This is a genomic window from Streptomyces sp. NPDC001351, assembly GCF_042896045.1.
Lineage (GTDB): Bacteria > Actinomycetota > Actinomycetes > Streptomycetales > Streptomycetaceae > Streptomyces.
Window position 1 is genome coordinate 46,247 of record NZ_JBIAWS010000007.1, and the last position, 17,909, is coordinate 64,155.

Below are 17,909 nucleotides of genomic sequence, written 5' to 3' on the forward strand. Positions count from 1 at the left end.
ACCGCACGCTCACTTCATCGTCAGGAACCTCTGCACCAGCGAGGCCAGCAGCACCGCCAGCAGCGGCAGCGAGAACCAGAAGGTGCTCTGCAGCCATCGCAGTTGCCGCACACTCGGCCGCACCGCCACCCGTACCACCTCGCGCGCCGTCAGCAGCACGATCAGCGCAAGGGCGGCCAGGGCGCCGACGACCGACCACGGCGTCCAGGTGATCATCGGCCCGATCGGACCCGGATTCGGGTTCGGCACCTTGCCCTCGGGCTGTTTCCTGAGGGCGTAGACGGTGGCGTCGTCGTTGACGTACACCTTCTTCAGCTCGGGCCGCTGGTCCAGGTTCTGCAGCAGCCGGGGCTCCCAGGTGTCCGAGTAGCCCACGTCCATCCGGAGATAGGTCGTCTGGCCCGCGTTGACCATCAGATACGAGTTCGGGCCCGCGTCCTTGAGCGCCTTGACCAGGCCGGACACCAGCACCGGGTCGGCGGGCGCCAGCGTGGGCACGTAGTTGACCCGCTCCATGTCCTTCGCGCCCCATGGCATCGCCGGGGTCACGTCGTTGACCGTGTCGTTGCTCAGCCACAGCAGACGGACGGTCGGCTTGTCGTGGGCGTACACGTAGTCCATGGCGGCGACCTCGCCGGGCCGGACCCGCTCGAAGGGCTCGTTGCCCCAACGGGCCACCAGGAAGCCGCCCATGAGGACCAGTCCCGCCATCAGCGCGGCCAGCGGGGCGAGGCTCACGCGGTCCTTGTCGCGTTCCTCGGCGGTGACGCCGGTGCGCGGGAACAGGGCGAGGCCGCCAAGGAGGGCCGCGCCCGGCACCGCGAACATGAAGACGCGCAGGGCCATCTCGCCGCCGTAGGACTGCATGCCGAAGCCCAGGAACGGGACGAACGTCAGCACCAGCAGCGAGCGCTCGCGGTACTTGTGGTCGCGCCGCCGCCACCAGCCCCAGCAGGCGAACGCCATCACACCGCCGGCCAGCAGCACGCGCGCGTACAGGACCAGCTTGTGGGTCGAGTCGCCGCCCTGGATACGGCCGGAGACCGAGGTGGAGACATTGCTGCCGACGCCGCCGACCCCGCCGAACAGCTCGTTGAAGTGCCCGGACCAGTAGGGCTCGGCCATGAAGCCGATCCACACCGCCACCACCACGGCGAACAGGACGGGCAGGCCGCGCAGTTCGGACCTGCCGATCAGGACGAGCACCGCGAGCACGCCCAGCATCACGAACGGCGTGAGCTGGTGGGCCGGGACGCTCGCCATGAACAGGCCGATCAGCACCCCGAGCAGCACGGCCTTCTGGCGCCGGTTCGCCGGCTCGACCTCCGCCTCGCCCGGCCGCTTCCTCGTCCAGATCACCCGCGGCTCACGGAACCAGACCAGCAGGACGGCGACGAACGCGAGGTAGAGGAGGTAGGTGAAACCCTGCGGGGAGAAGTAGTCCTGGCCCACCCAGCTGCTGAGCACGAAGATCCAGATGCCGGTCCACTTGGCGCGCCAGCTCGCCCGCAGGGAGCGCACCAGCAGGAACATCGGGGCCAGATACAGGAGTTGGATGGTCAGCGGCCACCAGCGGATGAGCTCCGTGAGGTCGGTGACTCCGCAGGCCTTCGTGACGAACGCCGCCACCGCGAAGAAGCCCGGCCAGCTCCAGCGCGCGTCCAGGTCCGGTACGGCGGACCCGGTGCGGTCGATGTAGTCGAGGAACCCGAGGTGCTGCCAGGCCGTCGGGAACCGCGGCTCGGTCTCGATCACCGCGGGCAGCGCATGCAGCGACACCACGGTCGCCACCAGCGTGACCAGCAACAGCGCCTTGTGCTCCCGGCCCAGCCACAGCAGCGAGGCGAACACCGCGACCAGCAGCGCCGCCCCGACCAGCGTCGGCAGCGGCAGCACCGAGATCAGGCCCAGCCCGCCCATCCGGTCCAGGTCGGCCTCGCCCAGGCGCAGCGCGGGCACCCAGTACAGCAGCAGCGCGGCCGCCAGCAGACAGCCGAGGACGACTCCGAGGCGGGTGGGCCGCAACCGCTCCCGCCAGGAGAGCGGCGGCGGTTCGGACCCTCCTACGGGCGCCTCATCCGGTACGAGCGACGCCTGCGCCTCTCGTACGACCTCCTCGCCCGCGTCGAAGCTCCTGGCGAGGCCCCGGTCGAAGCCCGCGGCGAAGCCCGGCTCGAACTCGGTCTCGAAGGGCGCGTCCACCTCCGTCTCGGCCGGCCCCAGGGAGGCCTCGGAACCCGGTTCGCGCTCTTCTACGGGCAGCCCGACCTCCGGGTTCCTCGCCCAGGTCGGCCGGTGGTCGACGCGTGCGAGGGGTGTGCCGGTGGGCGGCGTGCCCGGGCCCGGGCGGACGTCGGGACGGCGTTCCACGTGGTCGAAGTCGACGTGGATGCCGAGGGCGAGGGTGTCCGTGTCCAGCGCCCAGGCGGGACCCCGCCTGCGGGGCTTCTCGACGGCCGGGACCTCGCTCGCCCCCAGGTCGGCGAGGTCCCCGTCGGGTGCCGTCTCCTCGGGCACGGCATCGGCCGGTGCGGCCCGCACGGTCCGGTACAGCTTGGGCGCGGCGATGGTGACGATCACCGCGAGCGAGGAGATCTCGGCGACGCCCGCGCCGGTCAGCCCCATACGGGGGAGCAGCAGCAGCGTCAGACCGAGCACCAGGACGCACAACAGGCCCTGCAGCCAGGCCAGTCCGGCCGTCCGGCTCTGCGCGCGCAGCACCGCGAAGTACGTCTCCATGACGACCCTGAGCAGCGCGCCGACCGCGAACCAGCGCAGCAGCGGCGTCGCCGCGTCCGCGTAGCCCTGGCCGAAGACGCCGAGGATCCACGGAGCGCCGATGAACAGCAGCCCGCAGATCGGCAGCATGATCCGCGCCATCCGCCTGAGCGCCGCCCGGGTGTTGGCGGACAGCCGGCCCGGATCGTGCGAGCCCTCGACGGTCAGCGAGGCACCCATGTTGATGGCCAGCAGATTGACCGTGCCGCCGATCGTCGTGGTGATGTAGAAGTACGCGTTGTCCTTGGAGCTGACCTGCGAGGCGATGATCACCGGGATCAGATAGACCACGGCGAGCGAGAACAGCGAGCCGGTGTAGTCGCCCGCCAGGAACCTGCCGATCTCCTTCAGCGTCGGCGGTTTCGCATGGTCGGGCGTGGCCTCGATGTGCCGGGGGACCAGCCGCCGGAACACCAGCAGGCCGAGCGGCACCACGGAGGTGGCGATCGCCAGCACCCAGGACACGAACACACCGGTCGTGGGCATGCTGGCGGCGAGTCCGACCAGCAGCGCCAGCTTCACCGCCGAGAACACCGTGTTGCCGACCGGCACCCACGGCGCACTCCGCAGCCCGGTCAGCACCCCGTCCTGCAGCGTCAGCAGGTTCCAGGAGGCCACGGCCATGATGAAACCGAGGCCCTTGACCGGCCCGTGCAGGAAGCTGTACGACGGCCCCCAGGTGCTGAGCGTCAGCAGGAAGATGCCCGCCGCGAACGACACGACCACACAACTCGCCGCGTACGTACGGAAGATGAGCCGTCCGGTGGCGCGCCCGGCGACCGGGATGAAGCGGGCCAGGGCACCCGTCAGTGTCACCGCCGTCAGCCCGGCCAGCAGCTTCATCGCGGCGATCGCGGCCGAACCCTGGCCCACCGCCGACTCGGAGTAGTAGCGGGCGGCGATCAGCCAGTAGCCCAGGCCCAGCACCGCGGAGATGCCGGTGTTGAGCATCAGCGCGTAGGCGTTGCGGAACAGCGGGCTGCCGCCCCTGGAGCTGCCCAGCCCGGGCAGCCGAAGACGGCGCCCCGACTGCTCGGGCGCCTCGGTCGCGGGCTGCTTCGCCTCGGTCGTTGTGGTCGTGTCAGACACGGGAACGGATGGCCTTCCGGCGGACCTGTCGTGCTCTGCGGACCAGGGCGTACCCCTTGGTGAGGGCGCGGTCCCCGGCGAAGGTGCGGGCGATCGAACGGCCCTCGACCAGCCGCTCGAACTCCTCGATGCCCGTGCTGCGGCGCACGGTCACACGCTGCAGGGCGTACGGCCCCTGCCGGCGGCGCGCGAGGCCGTTGCCGACGGCGAGCGCCTGGGCGTATCCCGTCTCGCGGACCGCCTCGCGCACCCGGCGGCTGGAGTAGCCGTAGGGGTAGGCGAAGGAGGCCGGGACGGTGCCCAGTTCGTCGGCGACGATCTCCTTGCAGTGGATCAGCTCGTGCCGCAGCGAGTCGTCGTCGAGCTGGTCCAGTTGCGGGTGGGTGTGGCTGTGGCCGCCGATCTCGACGTCGGCGGCGGCCAGTTCGCGCACCTGCTCCCAGTCCAGCATCGTGTCGAGGCCGCCCCCGGTGTCGTGCGCGCCCTTGATCCAGCCGGTGGAGACGAACAGCGTGGACGCGAAGCCGTGCTTGGCGAGCACCGGCAGGGCGTGCCGGTGGACGCCCTCGTAGCCGTCGTCGAAGGTGATCAGCACCGGACGCGGCGGCAGCGAGCGGCCCGACCGCCAACTCGCCGCCAGATCAGCCGTGTTGACCGGAGTGAGACCCAGGTCGCCGATCATCGCCATCTGCTCGGCGAACGCCTCGGGCGCCACCGACAGCGCACGCGTCGCGTCGTTCGGCGCGGTCGCGACCGAGTGGTACATGAGAACCGGTACGGGCGCTTCGCTCATTGAGATCCCCCCTCGATCCCGACCACGGAGAAGGTGGCACCGCCCTTGCGGGCCCGGACGCTCCCCACCACGTACCCACCCGCCGCCGTCAGCACCCCGGCGACGATCGCACCCGCCCGCCCCGCACCGCCCGGCCGGGCCAGCACCGCGTCCCGCAGACCCCGCACCACACCGGCCGGCAATACCCGGGTGGCGTAGCGGCGCTCGGACTCAAGTCCCTTGTCCGCCCCCACACTTCGCGCCACCAGCGCCTTGGACAGGCCCTCGGCGTACGCGCGCGTGCGGAAGTACCCGAAGTGCTCACGCGCCTCGGGCACCCGGTGATGGATCACCGCACGGTCGTCGATCAGCAGGATCGCGTCCGGCCTGGCGCGGGTCAGCCGGATGCACAGCTCCGTCTCCTCGCAGCCCAGCGGCCGCTTGTCGCCGTCGCGCCCGATACCGGTCGCGAAGCCCCCGGCGGCGTCGAACGCCGTACGGCGGAACGAGGCGTTGCCGCCCAGGACGTTGCGCACCCGCACCAGGCCCGGCGGCAGCCCCCTGTACGTACAGCCCACCACCCAGTCGAACTCCTCCGGGAACCAGGCAGGACGGCGGCCCGAGGCCCAGATCGGCATCGTACGGCCGCCGACGGCCATCACCCGCGGATCCGCGTACCCCTCGGCGAAACGCCGCAGCCACTCCCGCTCGGCCACGGCGTCGTCGTCGAGGAACGCGATCACCTCGCCCCCCGCGGCCGCGATACCGGTGTTGCGGCCGGCGGACAGCCCGCGGGGGCCCGCGTTGGCGAGCACGCGGACCTCTTCGACTTCCTTGTACTCCTTGGAAAGACGGTCCAGCAGTGCCGGATTGTGGTCGACGACCAGCAGGGTCTCCAGTGCGGGGCGGGACTGCGCGCGCACCGAGGAGACCGCCGCGAGGATGTCCTCCCAGCGGTCCTCGGTGTAGACGCAGATCACGACGGAGATGTCGAGATCGCTCAAGACACCTCTCCCCGCACCGAGTCGAGCATCGGCGAGTGGCGTTCCTGACTGCGCAGCTCGCGCCGGTTCGACCGCTCCTTGAGGATCACCTTGAGTACCCGGAACCCGTCCCGCACGGCCCGCAGATTGCTCGCGCCATGGATGCGGAGGTATTCGTAGCTCGGGATCTCCTGCACCTTCAGCCCCGCCTTGACCACTCTGATGTTGATCAGGGTCTCGATCTCGAAGCCCGTGCAGTCCAGGGAGATCTTGTCCAGGCAGTGCCGCCAGAACGCGTTGTAGCCGTAGCACAGATCGGTGTAGCGGGCGCCGAACTTGCGGTTGACGATGGTGCACAGCGCCCAGTTGCCGAGCTTGCGGATGAACGTCATGTCGTCGGTGCCGCCGCCGTTGGCGAAGCGGGAGCCCTTGGCGAAGTCCGCGCCGGAGACCAGGGCGGACACGTACGACACGATCTCGTTGCCGTCGGCCGAGCCGTCCGCGTCGACCATCACGATGATGTCGCCGGTGCACGCCTCGAACCCCGTGATCAGGGCATCCCCCTTGCCCTTGCCCTGCTGCTCGACGACCTTGACGTTCGGCCACAGGTCACGGGCCACTTCGACGGTGTCGTCCGTGGAATTGCCGTCCACCAGAACGACTTCGTGTATCCAGTCCGGAAGTGTCTTGAACACGTACGGGAGATTCTCCGCCTCGTTCATGGCGGGAATCACCACACTCACCGGCGGCGCGATGGCCAGGTGAGAGGAGATCGGCCGGTATCGGCCGGCAAGTGACGGACCTTGGTCCGTGGCCGCCGGCCGCAGAACAGAACTCATGAGTCTGGTCCCTCTCGTCCGGTGGACCGCCCGCCCCTGGGCGGCCCGGTTATGTGTCCGGTTCGAAAGGGGGGTTTCACGCCTGTGGCAATGACGAAATGGATCTCCGTGCACGCCGACGGCGAGCTGGCAAAGCTGCCCGTCTGCCGTGGAACGGCAGCCGGTCGCGCGGCACGACCCGGTCACAAGTGCGGTCACCGAGCACGGCACCCCCCTACCGCGCCCCACGCCGGGAACCATCGCGGTCCTGAGCCCTCCCCTGGGCCGCTCGATGATGGACCGATGCGGGTGAGATATACAACGGTATTGACGATTGAACCCGTATGGCAAGACCTGGAACGAGGCCTCACCTTTTTGTTGGTTTGACCGTTACACAACTCAGAAGAAGGAGAAAACTGATCACGGTCACCGCGATGATTCCGCCGCGCACCGACCACCGGTGAACGGCCAACATGCCTTGTGCCACCAGCATGTTGAGAACGATTGCGCCCGCGACGGCGGCAAGTGTGCGGCCCAAGGGCTCCAGCCCGCGCAGCGCGGCCCCGATGGCCGTCGCGGGCGCGGCGAGAAGGAAAAACAGGGTGAGCGGCCCGCGCAGGGGTGAGCCCGAGTCGGCCAGCGCCAGCAGCGCGCCGATTCCCCCGACGGCCGTCGCGGCGCCCGCGAGCAGTGATGACAGGTCCCTCCCCGGTCCTGGCCGCGCCCGCTCGGTGCCGTCTGCCGGCGATCTGCCGTCTGCCGAAAGTCTTTTGATGAGTCTCTTGCCACCGATGGTCTGCATTGGCGACTTTGCCCCCCAGCGCGCCGGATGCCGGGCTTCAATGTCGCGCAGCGCAAGAGGGGCGTCAAGAGACGGAACCCGCCCGCATCCGTTCTCATCCACCTTTGAACATGCGTTCCCCGGAGGCGCCGACAGCCTCCGGGGAACCGTGGTTCAGGCCGAGCGGGCCCCTCGCGCCGGTGCTACGGCACGACCTTCAGGAGCTTGTTCGGCGAGCCGGAGCCCGCGCTGGTGACCACGCCGGAGGTGGCGCCGTTCACCAGGGCCGTGGCGACCTGGGCCGGGGTGGCCGAGGTGTGGCCCGCGAGGTAGACCGCCGCGGCGCCCGCGACATGCGGGGTGGCCATCGACGTACCGGAGATGGTGTTGGTCGCGGTGTCGCTGGTGTTCCAGCCCGCCGTGATGGAGGAGCCGGGCGCGAAGATGTCCAGGGCCGAGCCGTAGTTGGAGTAACTGGCCCTGGCGTCCGAGCTGGTGGTGGCGCCGACCGTGATCGCGGTGGAGACACGGGCCGGGGAGTACGAGGACGCGTTGGCGGAGCTGTTGCCCGCCGCGACCGCGTACGTCACGCCGCTGGATATGGAGTTGGCGACCGCCGTGTCCAGCGAGGAGGAGGCGGAGCCGCCCAGCGACATGTTGGCGACGGCCGGCGTGGTGTGGTTCTCGGTGACCCACTCGATGCCGTCGATGACGCCCGCGGTGGTGCCGGAACCGTTGTTGTCGAGCACCCGCACGGCCACGATCTTCGCCTTCTTGGCGACGCCGTACGTCGAGCCCGCGATGGTCGTGGCCACATGGGTGCCGTGGCCGTTGCCGTCGGAGGCGGTGGTGTCGCCGTCGACCGCGTCGTAGCCGTAGGAGGCACGGCCGCTGATCTGGGTGTGGGTGATGCGGACGCCGGTGTCGATGACGTACACGGTCACGCCGCTGCCCGCGCTGTCCGGATAGGTGTAGGTGCCGGAGAGCGGGAGCGCGGTCTGGTCGATGCGGTCCAGGCCCCAGGGTGCGCTGGACTGCGTGGTGTCGGTCAGTTGCACGCGCTGGTTCTGCTCGACGGAGGCCACCGACGGGTCGGCCGCGAGTCTCTTCGCCTCGGTCGCCGAGAGGGTGGCGGTGTAGCCGTTGAGCACGGTGTCGAAGGTCTTCCTGACCGTGCCCCCGTACTCCTTGATCAGGCTCTTGCCCGCGCTGGAGGCCGCCTTGAGGCCGGCGGTCTTCTTCAGCGTGACGATGTAGCTGTCCTTGACCGCGGTGGGGGAACCGGCGGCCAGGACCCTGCCCTCGGCCGGGGCGGCCTGGGCGGGGAGGGTGGTGAGTCCGCCGACGAGAGCGGCGGTCGCAAGACCGGTGACGGCGGCGAACCGGAGCTTGTTGCTACGCAGTTGTGCCATTACGAGGGGGTCCTCCTCTAGGCGGCGCACGCCTGGGTCGGGCGCACGACTGTGGGGGCGCGCGCGAGGTCGCACGCACAGCGCGGAACGTCGCGTTCCCGTCCCAAGCCGAAGTAAAGAATGGGTCATCGGCCGGTCTGGAACAAGGGGGTTGAGGAGTCGTCAACAAACCTGTCATGGGCACGTAATCAAACATGCCGTGAAGCGATGGTGATGACCCGTCAGGAGCGGAAAAGTCTTGACATGAACACTTCCCATCGACACGTGTCATTGGTACGACGGTTACGGCAGAGATCCTGCTAAAGGGAGGTTCCATGAGACGTTCCCGAATTGCCGTTTTCGTGAGCTCGATCCTCCTCGCCGCCGGCACGGCCCTCACCGGGGCCACGGCGGCGCAGGCGTCCGGGCAGGCCGCAGCCACCGGCTATGTGGCCCTCGGCGACTCCTACTCCTCCGGCGTCGGCACCGGCAGCTACATCAGCGCCAGCGGCGACTGCAAGCGCAGCACCAAGGCCTATCCCTACCTCTGGGCCGCCGCCCACTCGCCCTCGACGTTCGACTTCACCGCTTGCTCGGGCGCCCGTACGGGTGATGTTCTGTCAGGTCAGCTGGGCCCGCTCAGCGCCTCCACCGGCCTGGTCTCCATCAGCATCGGCGGCAACGACGCCGGCTTCTCCGACGTCATGACGACGTGTGTGCTCCAGTCCGACAGCGCCTGCCTCTCCCGGATCAACACCGCGAAGGCGTACGTCGACTCGACGCTCCCCGGACAGCTGAACAACGTCTACTCGGCGATCACCGCCAAGGCCCCGAACGCCCACGTCGTCGTCCTCGGCTACCCCCGCTTCTACAAGCTCGGCACCACCTGCCTCGGCCTCTCCGAGACCAAGCGGAAGGCGATCAACGACGCGGCCGACTACCTGGACACCGCCACCGCCAAGGTCGCCGCCGACCACGGCTTCACCTTCGGCGACGTCCGCACCACCTTCACCGGCCACGAGATCTGCTCCGGCAGCTCCTGGCTGCACAGCGTCGAGTGGTTCAACATCGGCGAGTCGTACCACCCCACCGCGGCCGGCCAGTCGGGCGGCTATCTGCCCGTCCTGACCAGCGCGGCCTGATCACTGGGAGGGTGACGGCGAAGTACTGGAGGAGGCCCCGCCCGTCGGGGTCTCCGACACACAGGTCACCGAGAACGGAACCGAGTCGGACGTCGCCTGCTTCGGCGAACGCACCTCGACGCTGATCGAGTTCCGGAAGGTCCCGGTGTTGTTGTACGTCGTCACGAACGCCTTGTCCTGCTTGGTCTTTCCGCCGCCCTCAGGGAAGGACAGGGTCTTCCATCCCGGATCCATGATCTGCCCGTCCTTCGACACCCAGCGGTAACTGACCTCCGCCGGCAGCTTCCCGACCGTGAAGGTGGCCGTGAACTCGGGCGCGTCACTGCGGGCGGGCGGACAGGTGCCGGAGTAGTCGGTGTTGGAGCCGGACAGCGTGACGCTCACGGACTGGGGCACTGCCTTGGAGGCGCTGCTGCTCGGAGTCGGCGTCGGGCTCGCGTCTGAGCCCGGGTTGCTGTGCGTGGCGGTCGACGGAGTCGCGGTGTCCGAACGGGGGGTGTCGGCTTTGTTGTTCCCGCCGCCGTGGTCGCGGTTCAGCAGGGCGTACGTCAGCCCCCCGATGGCCAGGGCGAGGACGACCACCCCGACGAACAGGACGACGCCGGCCCGGCGGTTGCGCTCCGGCGGCGGTGCGGCCGTCGCCGTCGTCCCGGGGCCCGGCGCGGGCTGCGTGTATCCGGCCGGATACGGCATCGGAGGCGTCGGCGACTGACGCTGCGGAAACGCCGCGACCGTCGGTGCGTACGGCGACGCCTGCGCCCCGTACGCGTGGGGCGTGCCTCCCCCAGAGGGGGTACCCCCAGCTGCGATGATCCGCAGGTCCTGCTCGGCTCGGTCGGCCGGCAGCCGCTCGGCCGGGTCCTTGCGCAGCAGCCCCTCGATGACGGGGGCCAGCGGACCGGCCCGGTGCGGTGGCGGCAGCTCCTCGTCGACGATCGCGCGCAGGGTGCTGAGCGGGGTGTCCTGGCGGAACGGTGAGTTGCCCTCGACCGCCGCGTACAGCAGCACGCCGAGCGACCACAGGTCGGACTCCGGACCGGGCGTGCGGCCCAGCGCCCGCTCCGGCGCCAGGAACTCCGGCGAGCCGATCACCTCCCCGGTCATCGTCAGCGCCGAACTGCCCTCGACCTGCGCGATGCCGAAGTCGGTGAGCACCACCCGGTCGTCGTTCGACAGCAGCACATTGGCGGGCTTCACATCCCGGTGCAGCACCCCGGCCTCGTGCGCGGCACGCAGCGCGGCGAGCACCTCCGCACCGATGTGCGCGGCGCGCTGCGGATCCAACGGGCCCTCGGCGTCCAGGAGTTCGGCAAGCGAGATACCGCGGACCAGCTCCATGACGATCCACGGCCGGCCGTCCTGCGTCGCCACGTCGTACACCGTGACGACATTGCGGTTGGCGACCCGCGCGGCCGCCCACGCCTCGCGCTCCAGCCGGGCGTACATCCGCTCCACGTCCGCGGCCGGCAGCCCGGCGGGCGCACGCACCTCCTTGACGGCGACCTCGCGGTGCAGCACCTCGTCCCGGGCGCGCCACACGGTTCCCATGCCGCCCTCGCCGAGGGGGGACAGGAGACGGTAGCGGCCCGCGATCAGACGTTCACTGCCCGATTCTTCGGACACGGGCGTCCCCCATTCGCATCCGCGCGTTTTCTCCACTCCGTGTGCTTTCTCCACAAACGTAGCTCAGCCGAGTGCGGATGCGGCCCCCTTGAGCACCAGACCCACCCCGAGAGCCACGACGAGGAACGCCGAGCCCAGCGGCGCGGTCCTGCGGACGAGGGCCGCCATCGGGTGGGTCGTCCAGCGGGGACGCCTGTCCAGCACACGGTTCATCCCGGTGCCCAGCTTGACGACGGCGAACCCCGCCGCGGTCAGGGTGAGGGCGAGCCCGACGCCGTACGCGACGACCAGCAGCAGTCCGAACCAGGCCTGACCGAGCGCCGCCGCGCCGACGAGCACGACGACCGCGGAGGGACTGGGCACGAGGCCACCGGCGAAGCCCAGCAGGATCGTGCCGCGCAGGGTGGGGGCGACGGAGTGGGTGTGGGTGAAGCCGCCGTGGGTGTGCTCGACGGTGTGTGAGTGGGGGTGGGTGTGACTGTGGTCTTGGTCGTGATCGTGCCTGTGGGGGTGGTCGTGATCGTGCCTGTGGGGGTGGTCGTGATCGTGGTCGTGGCTGTGGGCGTGGTCGTGATCGTGGTCGTGCTCGTGTGCATGGCCGGGCGAGTGCGTGTGGGTGTGGCTTGCGACTGCCGTCGAGACCGCTTCGGTGTGGGCGGCGACCAGGACCAGGGCGCGTTCCTCGGGCTCGGCGGTCTCGTGCGGGTGCGTATGCCCGCCGGGGCCGTGCGGGTGCGGATGGTCGTGGTCGTGCGTATGCCCGTGGTCGTGGGGGTGTCCGGGGTCGCGGTTGCGCCAGGCCCGGCGTACGAGTGTGGCGCCCGCGCAGGTCACCATGACGCCGCTTGCGATGCCCAGCCAGATGATCACGGAGGGGGCCGCCGCCGAGCCGGCCGTGACCAGGAGGCCGAGGGCGACGACGCCCAGGGTGTGGGTGACCGTGACCGAGGCGGCCAGGGGCATGACGTCCTTGAGGCGGGCGCGACCGCCGCGAGCGGCTGCCGTCGCGGCCATCAGGGTCTTGCCGTGGCCCGGGGCGAGCGCGTGCATCGCGCCCAGGACGACCGCGATGAGCAGGGAGAGCGCGGCGAAGCCGAAGGTGAGGTGGTGGCGGGCGACCAGGTTGTTCAGGGCCTGCGTCCAGCGGTCCGCGCCGCGCGGCAGCACGGAGGCGGCCGGGGCGTCCTGCCGCTCCTCGACCAGGGCCGGTCCGCCGGGGCGCACGCGCAGGGAGGCGGTCGAGGTGTCGGCGGGGGAGGAGAGCAAATCCTTGGGGTAGCTGGTGAGTTCGTGGGAGACCGATGTCCTCGGTACGTCCGTCGAGGTCAGGGTCATACGGTCGCCGCGGGCGGTGATCTCCCGCCAGCCGGGCCCGGAGGTGGCGCCCTCGCTGTGGAAGCCGAGCGTCACGGTGTCGCCCTTGGGGAGCGGCGCGGTCAGCCGGCACTCCACCCGGAGCGTGTTCAGCCCGGCCTGCCCCGGCCGCAGCTGCGCCGTGCTGCTTCCCACGGTCAGGGCGGTGGCCCGCCCGTCGACGGTGACCTTGCTGCCCTCGGCCGCCGTCGCGCACCGCTCCTTCGCCCACTCGCTCATGCCGAGCCGCTTGATGTCGGGCTTGGCCTGGGTGGCCGGGATCTCGGCGAGGTCCTCGACGTGGTCGACGCGGAGCTTGCCGGGCGCGGCGACCAGGCCGTCGTAGCGGTTGACGGTGAAGTTGCCGAGGGGGTGCGCGCTCGCGCCGGTGGAAGGTACCAGCGCGAGCGCGCAGGCCGCCGTGAGGACGGCCCCGGTGGAGGCCAGCAATCGACGGGGGTTCACTTCGCCGCCTCCAGGTCTGCGAGTGCCTTACGGGCTTCACGGGCGCCCAGCGGGGAGAAACCGGGGTTGAGGTCCAACGCGGCCTTCAGGGAGTCACGGGCGCCCTTGGCATGGCCGGTGGCGCGTTCGATCACGCCGCGGTGGTAGAGGAACGAGGCGTTGCGGTAGCCGGTGGCCGTCGCCTGCCGGGCGTACGGGAGGGCCTCCGCGTCCTTGCCGTTGACATGCAGTGCCCAGGCCAGGGCGTCCGCGGTGTGCACGGTGTGGCGGCGGGCCCACTCGGCGCGGGCGGCGCGCAGGGCCGCGGCCTTGTCGCCGTGGTCGGCCGCCGCGAGGGCGGTGTCCAGGTCGGCGTTGACGCCGTTGGCGCGGGCCAGCGCGATCCAGGCATCGACCAGGGCGTACTGGTCGCGGGCCTTCGCCTCGTCGCCGGCGGCGCCGCGGTCCTCGTACATCTCGCCGAGTTCCACGAGGGGCTGGGGCAGCGGGTAGCGGGCGACGAGCTGCTCCATGTCCCTGAGCCCGGTCGCCTTGTCGCCGCTCGCGTACTCGGCGCGGGCCCGGCCCTCCAGCGCCGGCAGGTAGTTGTCGTCGGCGGCGAGGGCGCGGGCGTAGTAGCTGACGGCCGTCTTGTAGTCGCCCTGGTTCCAGGCGAGTTGGCCCAGCTGGAAGGCGACGTAGGAGATGTCGCCCTTGGTGCTCGCGGTGCCGAGGGCCTGCTCCAGGACCCGGCGGGCCGTCTTCACGTCCCCGCGCAGCTCGTGCACATACGCGTACCGGGTGAAGACGGGGATGCCCGGGCGCCGCGAGTCCGCCGTGTCGGCAGCCTTCGACGCGTCGGCGTAGCGGCCGAGTTCGACGAGTGCGTCGATACGGGAGGAGAGGGCGCTTTGGCTGTAGGGGTTGTCCTTCAGTACCTGGTCGGCGTACTGCAGAGCGTCCTTGAAGTCGTGCCGGGCCGCGGCGAGGGCGGCCCGGCCGATGATGGCCTGCTCGTTGCCGGGCTTCACCTCGAGGGAGCGCTTCAGCGCCTTGTCGGCCTGCGGGTAACGGGAGGGGTCACCCTTGGTGCGGGCCTGCTCGACATACGCCAGCCCAAGGCTCGCCCAGCTCCCGAAGTCCCTGGGCTGGGCCTTGAGATGGGCCTGCAGGGAGAGGATGCTCGCGTCGATGTCCCCGCTGTTCAGCAACGCGGGCGACAGCGCGCCGGGCGCGTCGGCGACGGCCGTGGTACCACCGTCCCGGATGGCGCCGTAGGCAATGGACCCGCCGGTCAGCGCGACGGCCAACAGGGCGGCGATTCCGGCCAGCTGCCCGATGTGCCAACGCCGTCCGGCGGCCGCGACGCGACGCACGGCGGCGACTCGTTCGTCGGTCGAAGCCGTGGGCGCGACCGGCCCAGACGAGCCTGCAGACGAGTCACGATCATCCGTGGCGCTCTCCGCGAAGCCTTCGTTGTCGTCAGTGTCCGGGGCCATGCCCTCTCCTCGTCGGTGTGTGGGCCGAAGCCCGCGGACCGGGCGGTGCCGCTCCGAAGAAGCCGCCCGGTCCGCCGGTCATGGTGCGGACTAGTACGCGCGGCTCCGCATCCGGCGCCACCACATGAGACCCGCGCCGATCAGCGCGATACCGGCAGCTCCGCCACCGGCGGAAGCCGCGATCAGCGTGGTGTTGTTCATGCCGCCGGCCGACGCGGGCTGCAGGGCGTCGCCGAGCTGGCTCTTGACGTCGCTGCCGCTGGAGACGCCCTTGGCGGTCGCACCGCGCGAACCGGAGGTCGGGTTGGCCAGGTACGGGAAGTACTTGCCGAAGCCCTTGTCGTTCTTGTCGACCGCGTCGCCCAGGTCGTTCTTGGAGCCGACCAGTTCGCCCTCCATGACCTGGAGCGCCTCGTCGATCACGTCGTCGGTGAGCCGGCGCCCGTTCGGGAAGCCCGCGTTGTCACCGTCGAGGACACCGAGCCGCTTCGGGTAGGCGGTGGGCTTGATGGAGGTGTTGAGGCGCAGTTCCTCCGCCGGCTTCACATATGGCGGCTGGTTGAGGCCCTTGACGCCCTTCAGGAACACGTCGACGAGGTCGTTGCGGGGCTCCGAGGGCGCCTTGATCTTGTAGATCGCCTCGATGAGCTTCGGCAGCTCCGGGTTGGTCACGTTCTTCAGGAACTGCGCGTCGTACGCGGGCGAGGACGCGTTGAACTTGTCCTTGTCCTTGATCGGGTTGACGACCTCGTTGACCAGCGGGTTGCCCAGGCGTGAGACCTGCTCGTAGTAGCCCTGGGCGTTCCTGCGCTGCACGGTCGACCAGATGCCGACGACCGGCTGCTTCTTCGACTCCGTGATCATGTCGGTCGGAACCTGCAGGGCGATGGAGTTGACGTTGTAGCCCTTGAGGGTGTCCCGCCCGACCTCGGAGAGGTTCCCGCCGTACAGCAGGTCGAAGACGCGCAGGTCGGCGAAGAACGGGTCGTCCGCCTGGCCGGCGAAGGTCTGCGCGCCGTTGGGAAGCTTGTAGATCGCCTGCTCGCGCAGCTTGTTGTAGTCCGGCATCGACGCCTTGCCCACGTCCGACGGCGCCACCGGAACGTCGTCGGCGAGCTTCGAGCGGTACACGGCCTTGCCGTGCCTCAGCTTGACGACCTCGATGTCGTACGTCTGCGTGATGTTCAGGTCCGGGTCGGCCAGGTTGCTGACCACGCCTGTGTTGTACAGGAACGACTTCTTGTTCTTCGTCTGCGTCTTGAACGTGTAGCGCAGCAGCAGATCGTCCTGCGCGTCACCGTTGTTGTCGATGTGGAGGTCGTACTGGGCGTCGTCGGCGAACTGGTAGAAGTTCGGGCCGCCCGCCGGCTCCTCGAAGGGGATGAAGTTGGCGATGAGCGTCGTCGTGTCCGGCTTGTCCGGGCTGACGAACGCATACAGGTCCGTGTTGTCGTACTGGGGCTGCCCCGAGATCAGCGGGGCCTCCCGGTGGCTGGAGGCGGAGGCCGCCCCCGGTTCCAGCGTGGCCACGCCGGCGGCCGCGAGCCCGCCGGCGGCCAGCGCACCAGCTATGAGGGTCGCAATGCTCCTGCGTCCCGCGCCGCTCCTGGAGTCAGTTGTCATGCCGTCCGTCCTCAGTCCCAACTTGCCTGACGAACGCTGATTCGGAGCGGTCGCCGGAGTGGATTGGTGGAATCTCAAACGTCTTTACGGCAAACCCCTGATCTTGTTTCAGCCGAACCGCGAAACTTCTTTGGTGCGGCGCCGACCCGCGTTTCGGGGGCGCTGATCCGTACCCCATCCGGAGGTGCGTTCGTTGCGAATGCCTGGTGTGACGGGACGGGGCCCATGCGGGCGGGGAAAGGGGGACCGAGTGGAGGCGGACGAGCTTCTGGTACTCGTGGCAGGCGGCGACCAGAAGGCATTCGAGGAGCTGTACGGCCTGGTGTCCGGTCCGGTGTTCGGACTGGTCCGCCGGGTGGTACGCGACCCCGCGCAGTCGGAGGAGGTGGCGCAGGAGGTGCTGCTCGAACTCTGGCGCTCCGCCGCGCGGTTCGATCCCGGCCGCGGTAGCGCCCTGTCCTGGATCCTGACCCTCGCCCACCGTCGCGCCGTCGACCGGGTGCGCAGTGCCCGCGCGGCCGTCGACCGTGAACAGCGCGAGGCGCGCCGGGCCCACCACCCCGCCTTCGACCAGGTCACCGAGGAGGTCGAGGCGGGCCTCGAACGCGAGTGGGTACGCCGCTGCCTGGACCGCCTCACCACCCTGCAGCGCCAGTCCGTCACCCTCGCCTACTACGAGGGCTACACGTACCGTGAAGTGGCCGAGCGGCTCTCGCTGCCGCTGGGCACGGTCAAGACCCGGATGCGCGACGGACTCACCCAGCTGCGCAAGTGCCTGGGAGGTGTCGCATGAGTCTTCTCGCCCGACTGCTCGGCCGCGGGGATCTGCACTCGCTCGCGGCCCCCTATGCGCTCGACGCACTGGAGCCCGCTGAGCGGGTGCGCTTCGAGCGGCACCTGAAGAACTGCGAGCGCTGCGCTGCCGAGGTGCGCGCCCTGTCCGAGGACGCCGTCCGCCTCGCCTGGTCCACGGCGGCCCCGCCGCCGGCCGCGATGCGCGACCGGGTGCTGGCCGCCGTACGCACCACTCCGCAGGAGGCGGGGCCGCTCGCCAGGGAGCACACGCCGCAGCTGCCGCCGCACGTCTGGGGCACGCAACCGCCGCCGGGACGCTCCCGTGCGCCGCGCGAGCGCCGCCCCTTCTTCGTGCCGTTCGCCACGGCGACGGCCGCCGCGGCACTCGTCGTCGCCTCGCTCTTCGGGGTCCAGGCGAACCGGACCCAGGACAAGCTGGACGCCGAGCGCGCCCAGGCACGTGAGATCGCCCACGTTCTCGCAGCTCCCGACGCGCGTGCGACGACCCGCAAGGACCCCCAGGGCCGAAGTATCGGAGCGGTCGCCTCCGTATCGGAGGGACAGGCGGTCGTCACGCTCAGCGGATACGACGCCCTGCCCAGCGGACGCGTGCACCAGCTCTGGCTCATGCGCCCCGGTGCGCAACCACGCTCCCTCGGGCTCTTCGGGGGCGGCGACACGCCCTTGGTCGCGACCGACCTCAGCAGTTCGGCCACGTCACTCGCAGTGACCGTCGAACCCGACGGTGGCTCACCACAGCCCACCAGCCAGCCCATTGTCCAACTCGCCCTGAAATCGGTCGGATTCGGAGAGTGACC

General features: G+C 70.2%; 13 protein-coding genes. 3 read left to right on the top strand and 10 right to left on the bottom strand.

Features of this window, described 5'->3' with window-relative positions; genetic code table 11:
* Window positions 1-9: 9 nt before the first annotated feature.
* From ACFY1U_RS25590 to ACFY1U_RS25615, 6 genes are all read right to left on the bottom strand, one after another.
* Window positions 10-3,867, bottom strand: a complete 3,858-nt coding sequence (locus tag ACFY1U_RS25590) for a lipopolysaccharide biosynthesis protein (protein ID WP_390696468.1) — start codon at window positions 3,865-3,867, stop codon at window positions 10-12.
* Window positions 3,860-4,660 (bottom strand): polysaccharide deacetylase family protein, encoded by an 801-nt coding sequence (locus ACFY1U_RS25595; protein ID WP_390696469.1) that lies wholly within the window; start codon window positions 4,658-4,660, stop codon window positions 3,860-3,862. The genes ACFY1U_RS25590 and ACFY1U_RS25595 overlap by 8 nt, the downstream gene beginning before the upstream one ends.
* On the bottom strand, window positions 4,657-5,643 hold the full coding sequence (locus ACFY1U_RS25600; RefSeq protein ID WP_390696470.1) for a glycosyltransferase family 2 protein: 987 nt from the start codon (window positions 5,641-5,643) through the stop codon (window positions 4,657-4,659). The genes ACFY1U_RS25595 and ACFY1U_RS25600 overlap by 4 nt, the downstream gene beginning before the upstream one ends.
* Window positions 5,640-6,461 carry a glycosyltransferase family 2 protein gene (locus tag ACFY1U_RS25605; RefSeq protein ID WP_390696471.1) on the bottom strand — a complete coding sequence of 274 codons (822 nt, stop codon included), beginning with the start codon at window positions 6,459-6,461 and terminating at the stop codon, window positions 5,640-5,642. Before ACFY1U_RS25605 ends, ACFY1U_RS25600 begins: the two co-directional genes overlap by 4 nt.
* A 346-nt stretch (window positions 6,462-6,807) precedes the next feature.
* Window positions 6,808-7,242 carry a hypothetical protein gene (locus ACFY1U_RS25610; RefSeq protein ID WP_390696472.1) on the bottom strand — a complete coding sequence of 145 codons (435 nt, stop codon included), beginning with the start codon at window positions 7,240-7,242 and terminating at the stop codon, window positions 6,808-6,810.
* Window positions 7,243-7,424: 182 nt separating this feature from the next.
* Window positions 7,425-8,633 carry a S8 family peptidase gene (locus ACFY1U_RS25615; RefSeq protein WP_390696473.1) on the bottom strand — a complete coding sequence of 403 codons (1,209 nt, stop codon included), beginning with the start codon at window positions 8,631-8,633 and terminating at the stop codon, window positions 7,425-7,427.
* Between the two features lie 314 nt (window positions 8,634-8,947).
* On the opposite strand from ACFY1U_RS25615, the gene ACFY1U_RS25620 reads away from it, so the two are divergent.
* Entirely contained in the window at window positions 8,948-9,754 is an 807-nt protein-coding gene (locus ACFY1U_RS25620; RefSeq protein WP_390696474.1) for an SGNH/GDSL hydrolase family protein, read from the top strand.
* Here ACFY1U_RS25620 and ACFY1U_RS25625 read toward each other — a convergent pair whose 3' ends face one another.
* The 4 genes from ACFY1U_RS25625 to ACFY1U_RS25640 all read right to left on the bottom strand — a co-directional run bounded on the left by ACFY1U_RS25625 (window position 9,755) and on the right by ACFY1U_RS25640 (window position 16,296).
* Window positions 9,755-11,377 carry a serine/threonine-protein kinase gene (locus tag ACFY1U_RS25625; protein WP_390696475.1) on the bottom strand — a complete coding sequence of 541 codons (1,623 nt, stop codon included), beginning with the start codon at window positions 11,375-11,377 and terminating at the stop codon, window positions 9,755-9,757.
* A 63-nt stretch (window positions 11,378-11,440) separates the two neighbouring features.
* Window positions 11,441-13,195: a sulfite exporter TauE/SafE family protein gene (locus ACFY1U_RS25630; RefSeq protein WP_390696476.1), complete on the bottom strand. Its 1,755-nt coding sequence runs from the start codon at window positions 13,193-13,195 to the stop codon at window positions 11,441-11,443.
* Window positions 13,192-14,673 (bottom strand): tetratricopeptide repeat protein, encoded by a 1,482-nt coding sequence (locus tag ACFY1U_RS25635; RefSeq protein WP_390696477.1) that lies wholly within the window; start codon window positions 14,671-14,673, stop codon window positions 13,192-13,194. Before ACFY1U_RS25635 ends, ACFY1U_RS25630 begins: the two co-directional genes overlap by 4 nt.
* A 90-nt stretch (window positions 14,674-14,763) precedes the next feature.
* On the bottom strand, window positions 14,764-16,296 hold the full coding sequence (locus tag ACFY1U_RS25640; RefSeq protein WP_390696478.1) for a DUF4331 domain-containing protein: 1,533 nt from the start codon (window positions 16,294-16,296) through the stop codon (window positions 14,764-14,766).
* 250 nt (window positions 16,297-16,546) lie between these two features.
* On the opposite strand from ACFY1U_RS25640, the gene ACFY1U_RS25645 reads away from it, so the two are divergent.
* Complete coding sequence (locus tag ACFY1U_RS25645; RefSeq protein WP_390696479.1) at window positions 16,547-17,089, top strand: sigma-70 family RNA polymerase sigma factor; 543 nt, start codon at window positions 16,547-16,549, stop codon at window positions 17,087-17,089.
* Complete coding sequence (locus ACFY1U_RS25650) at window positions 17,086-17,907, top strand: anti-sigma factor domain-containing protein (RefSeq protein WP_390696480.1); 822 nt, start codon at window positions 17,086-17,088, stop codon at window positions 17,905-17,907. Before ACFY1U_RS25645 ends, ACFY1U_RS25650 begins: the two co-directional genes overlap by 4 nt.
* Window positions 17,908-17,909: the final 2 nt, after the last annotated feature.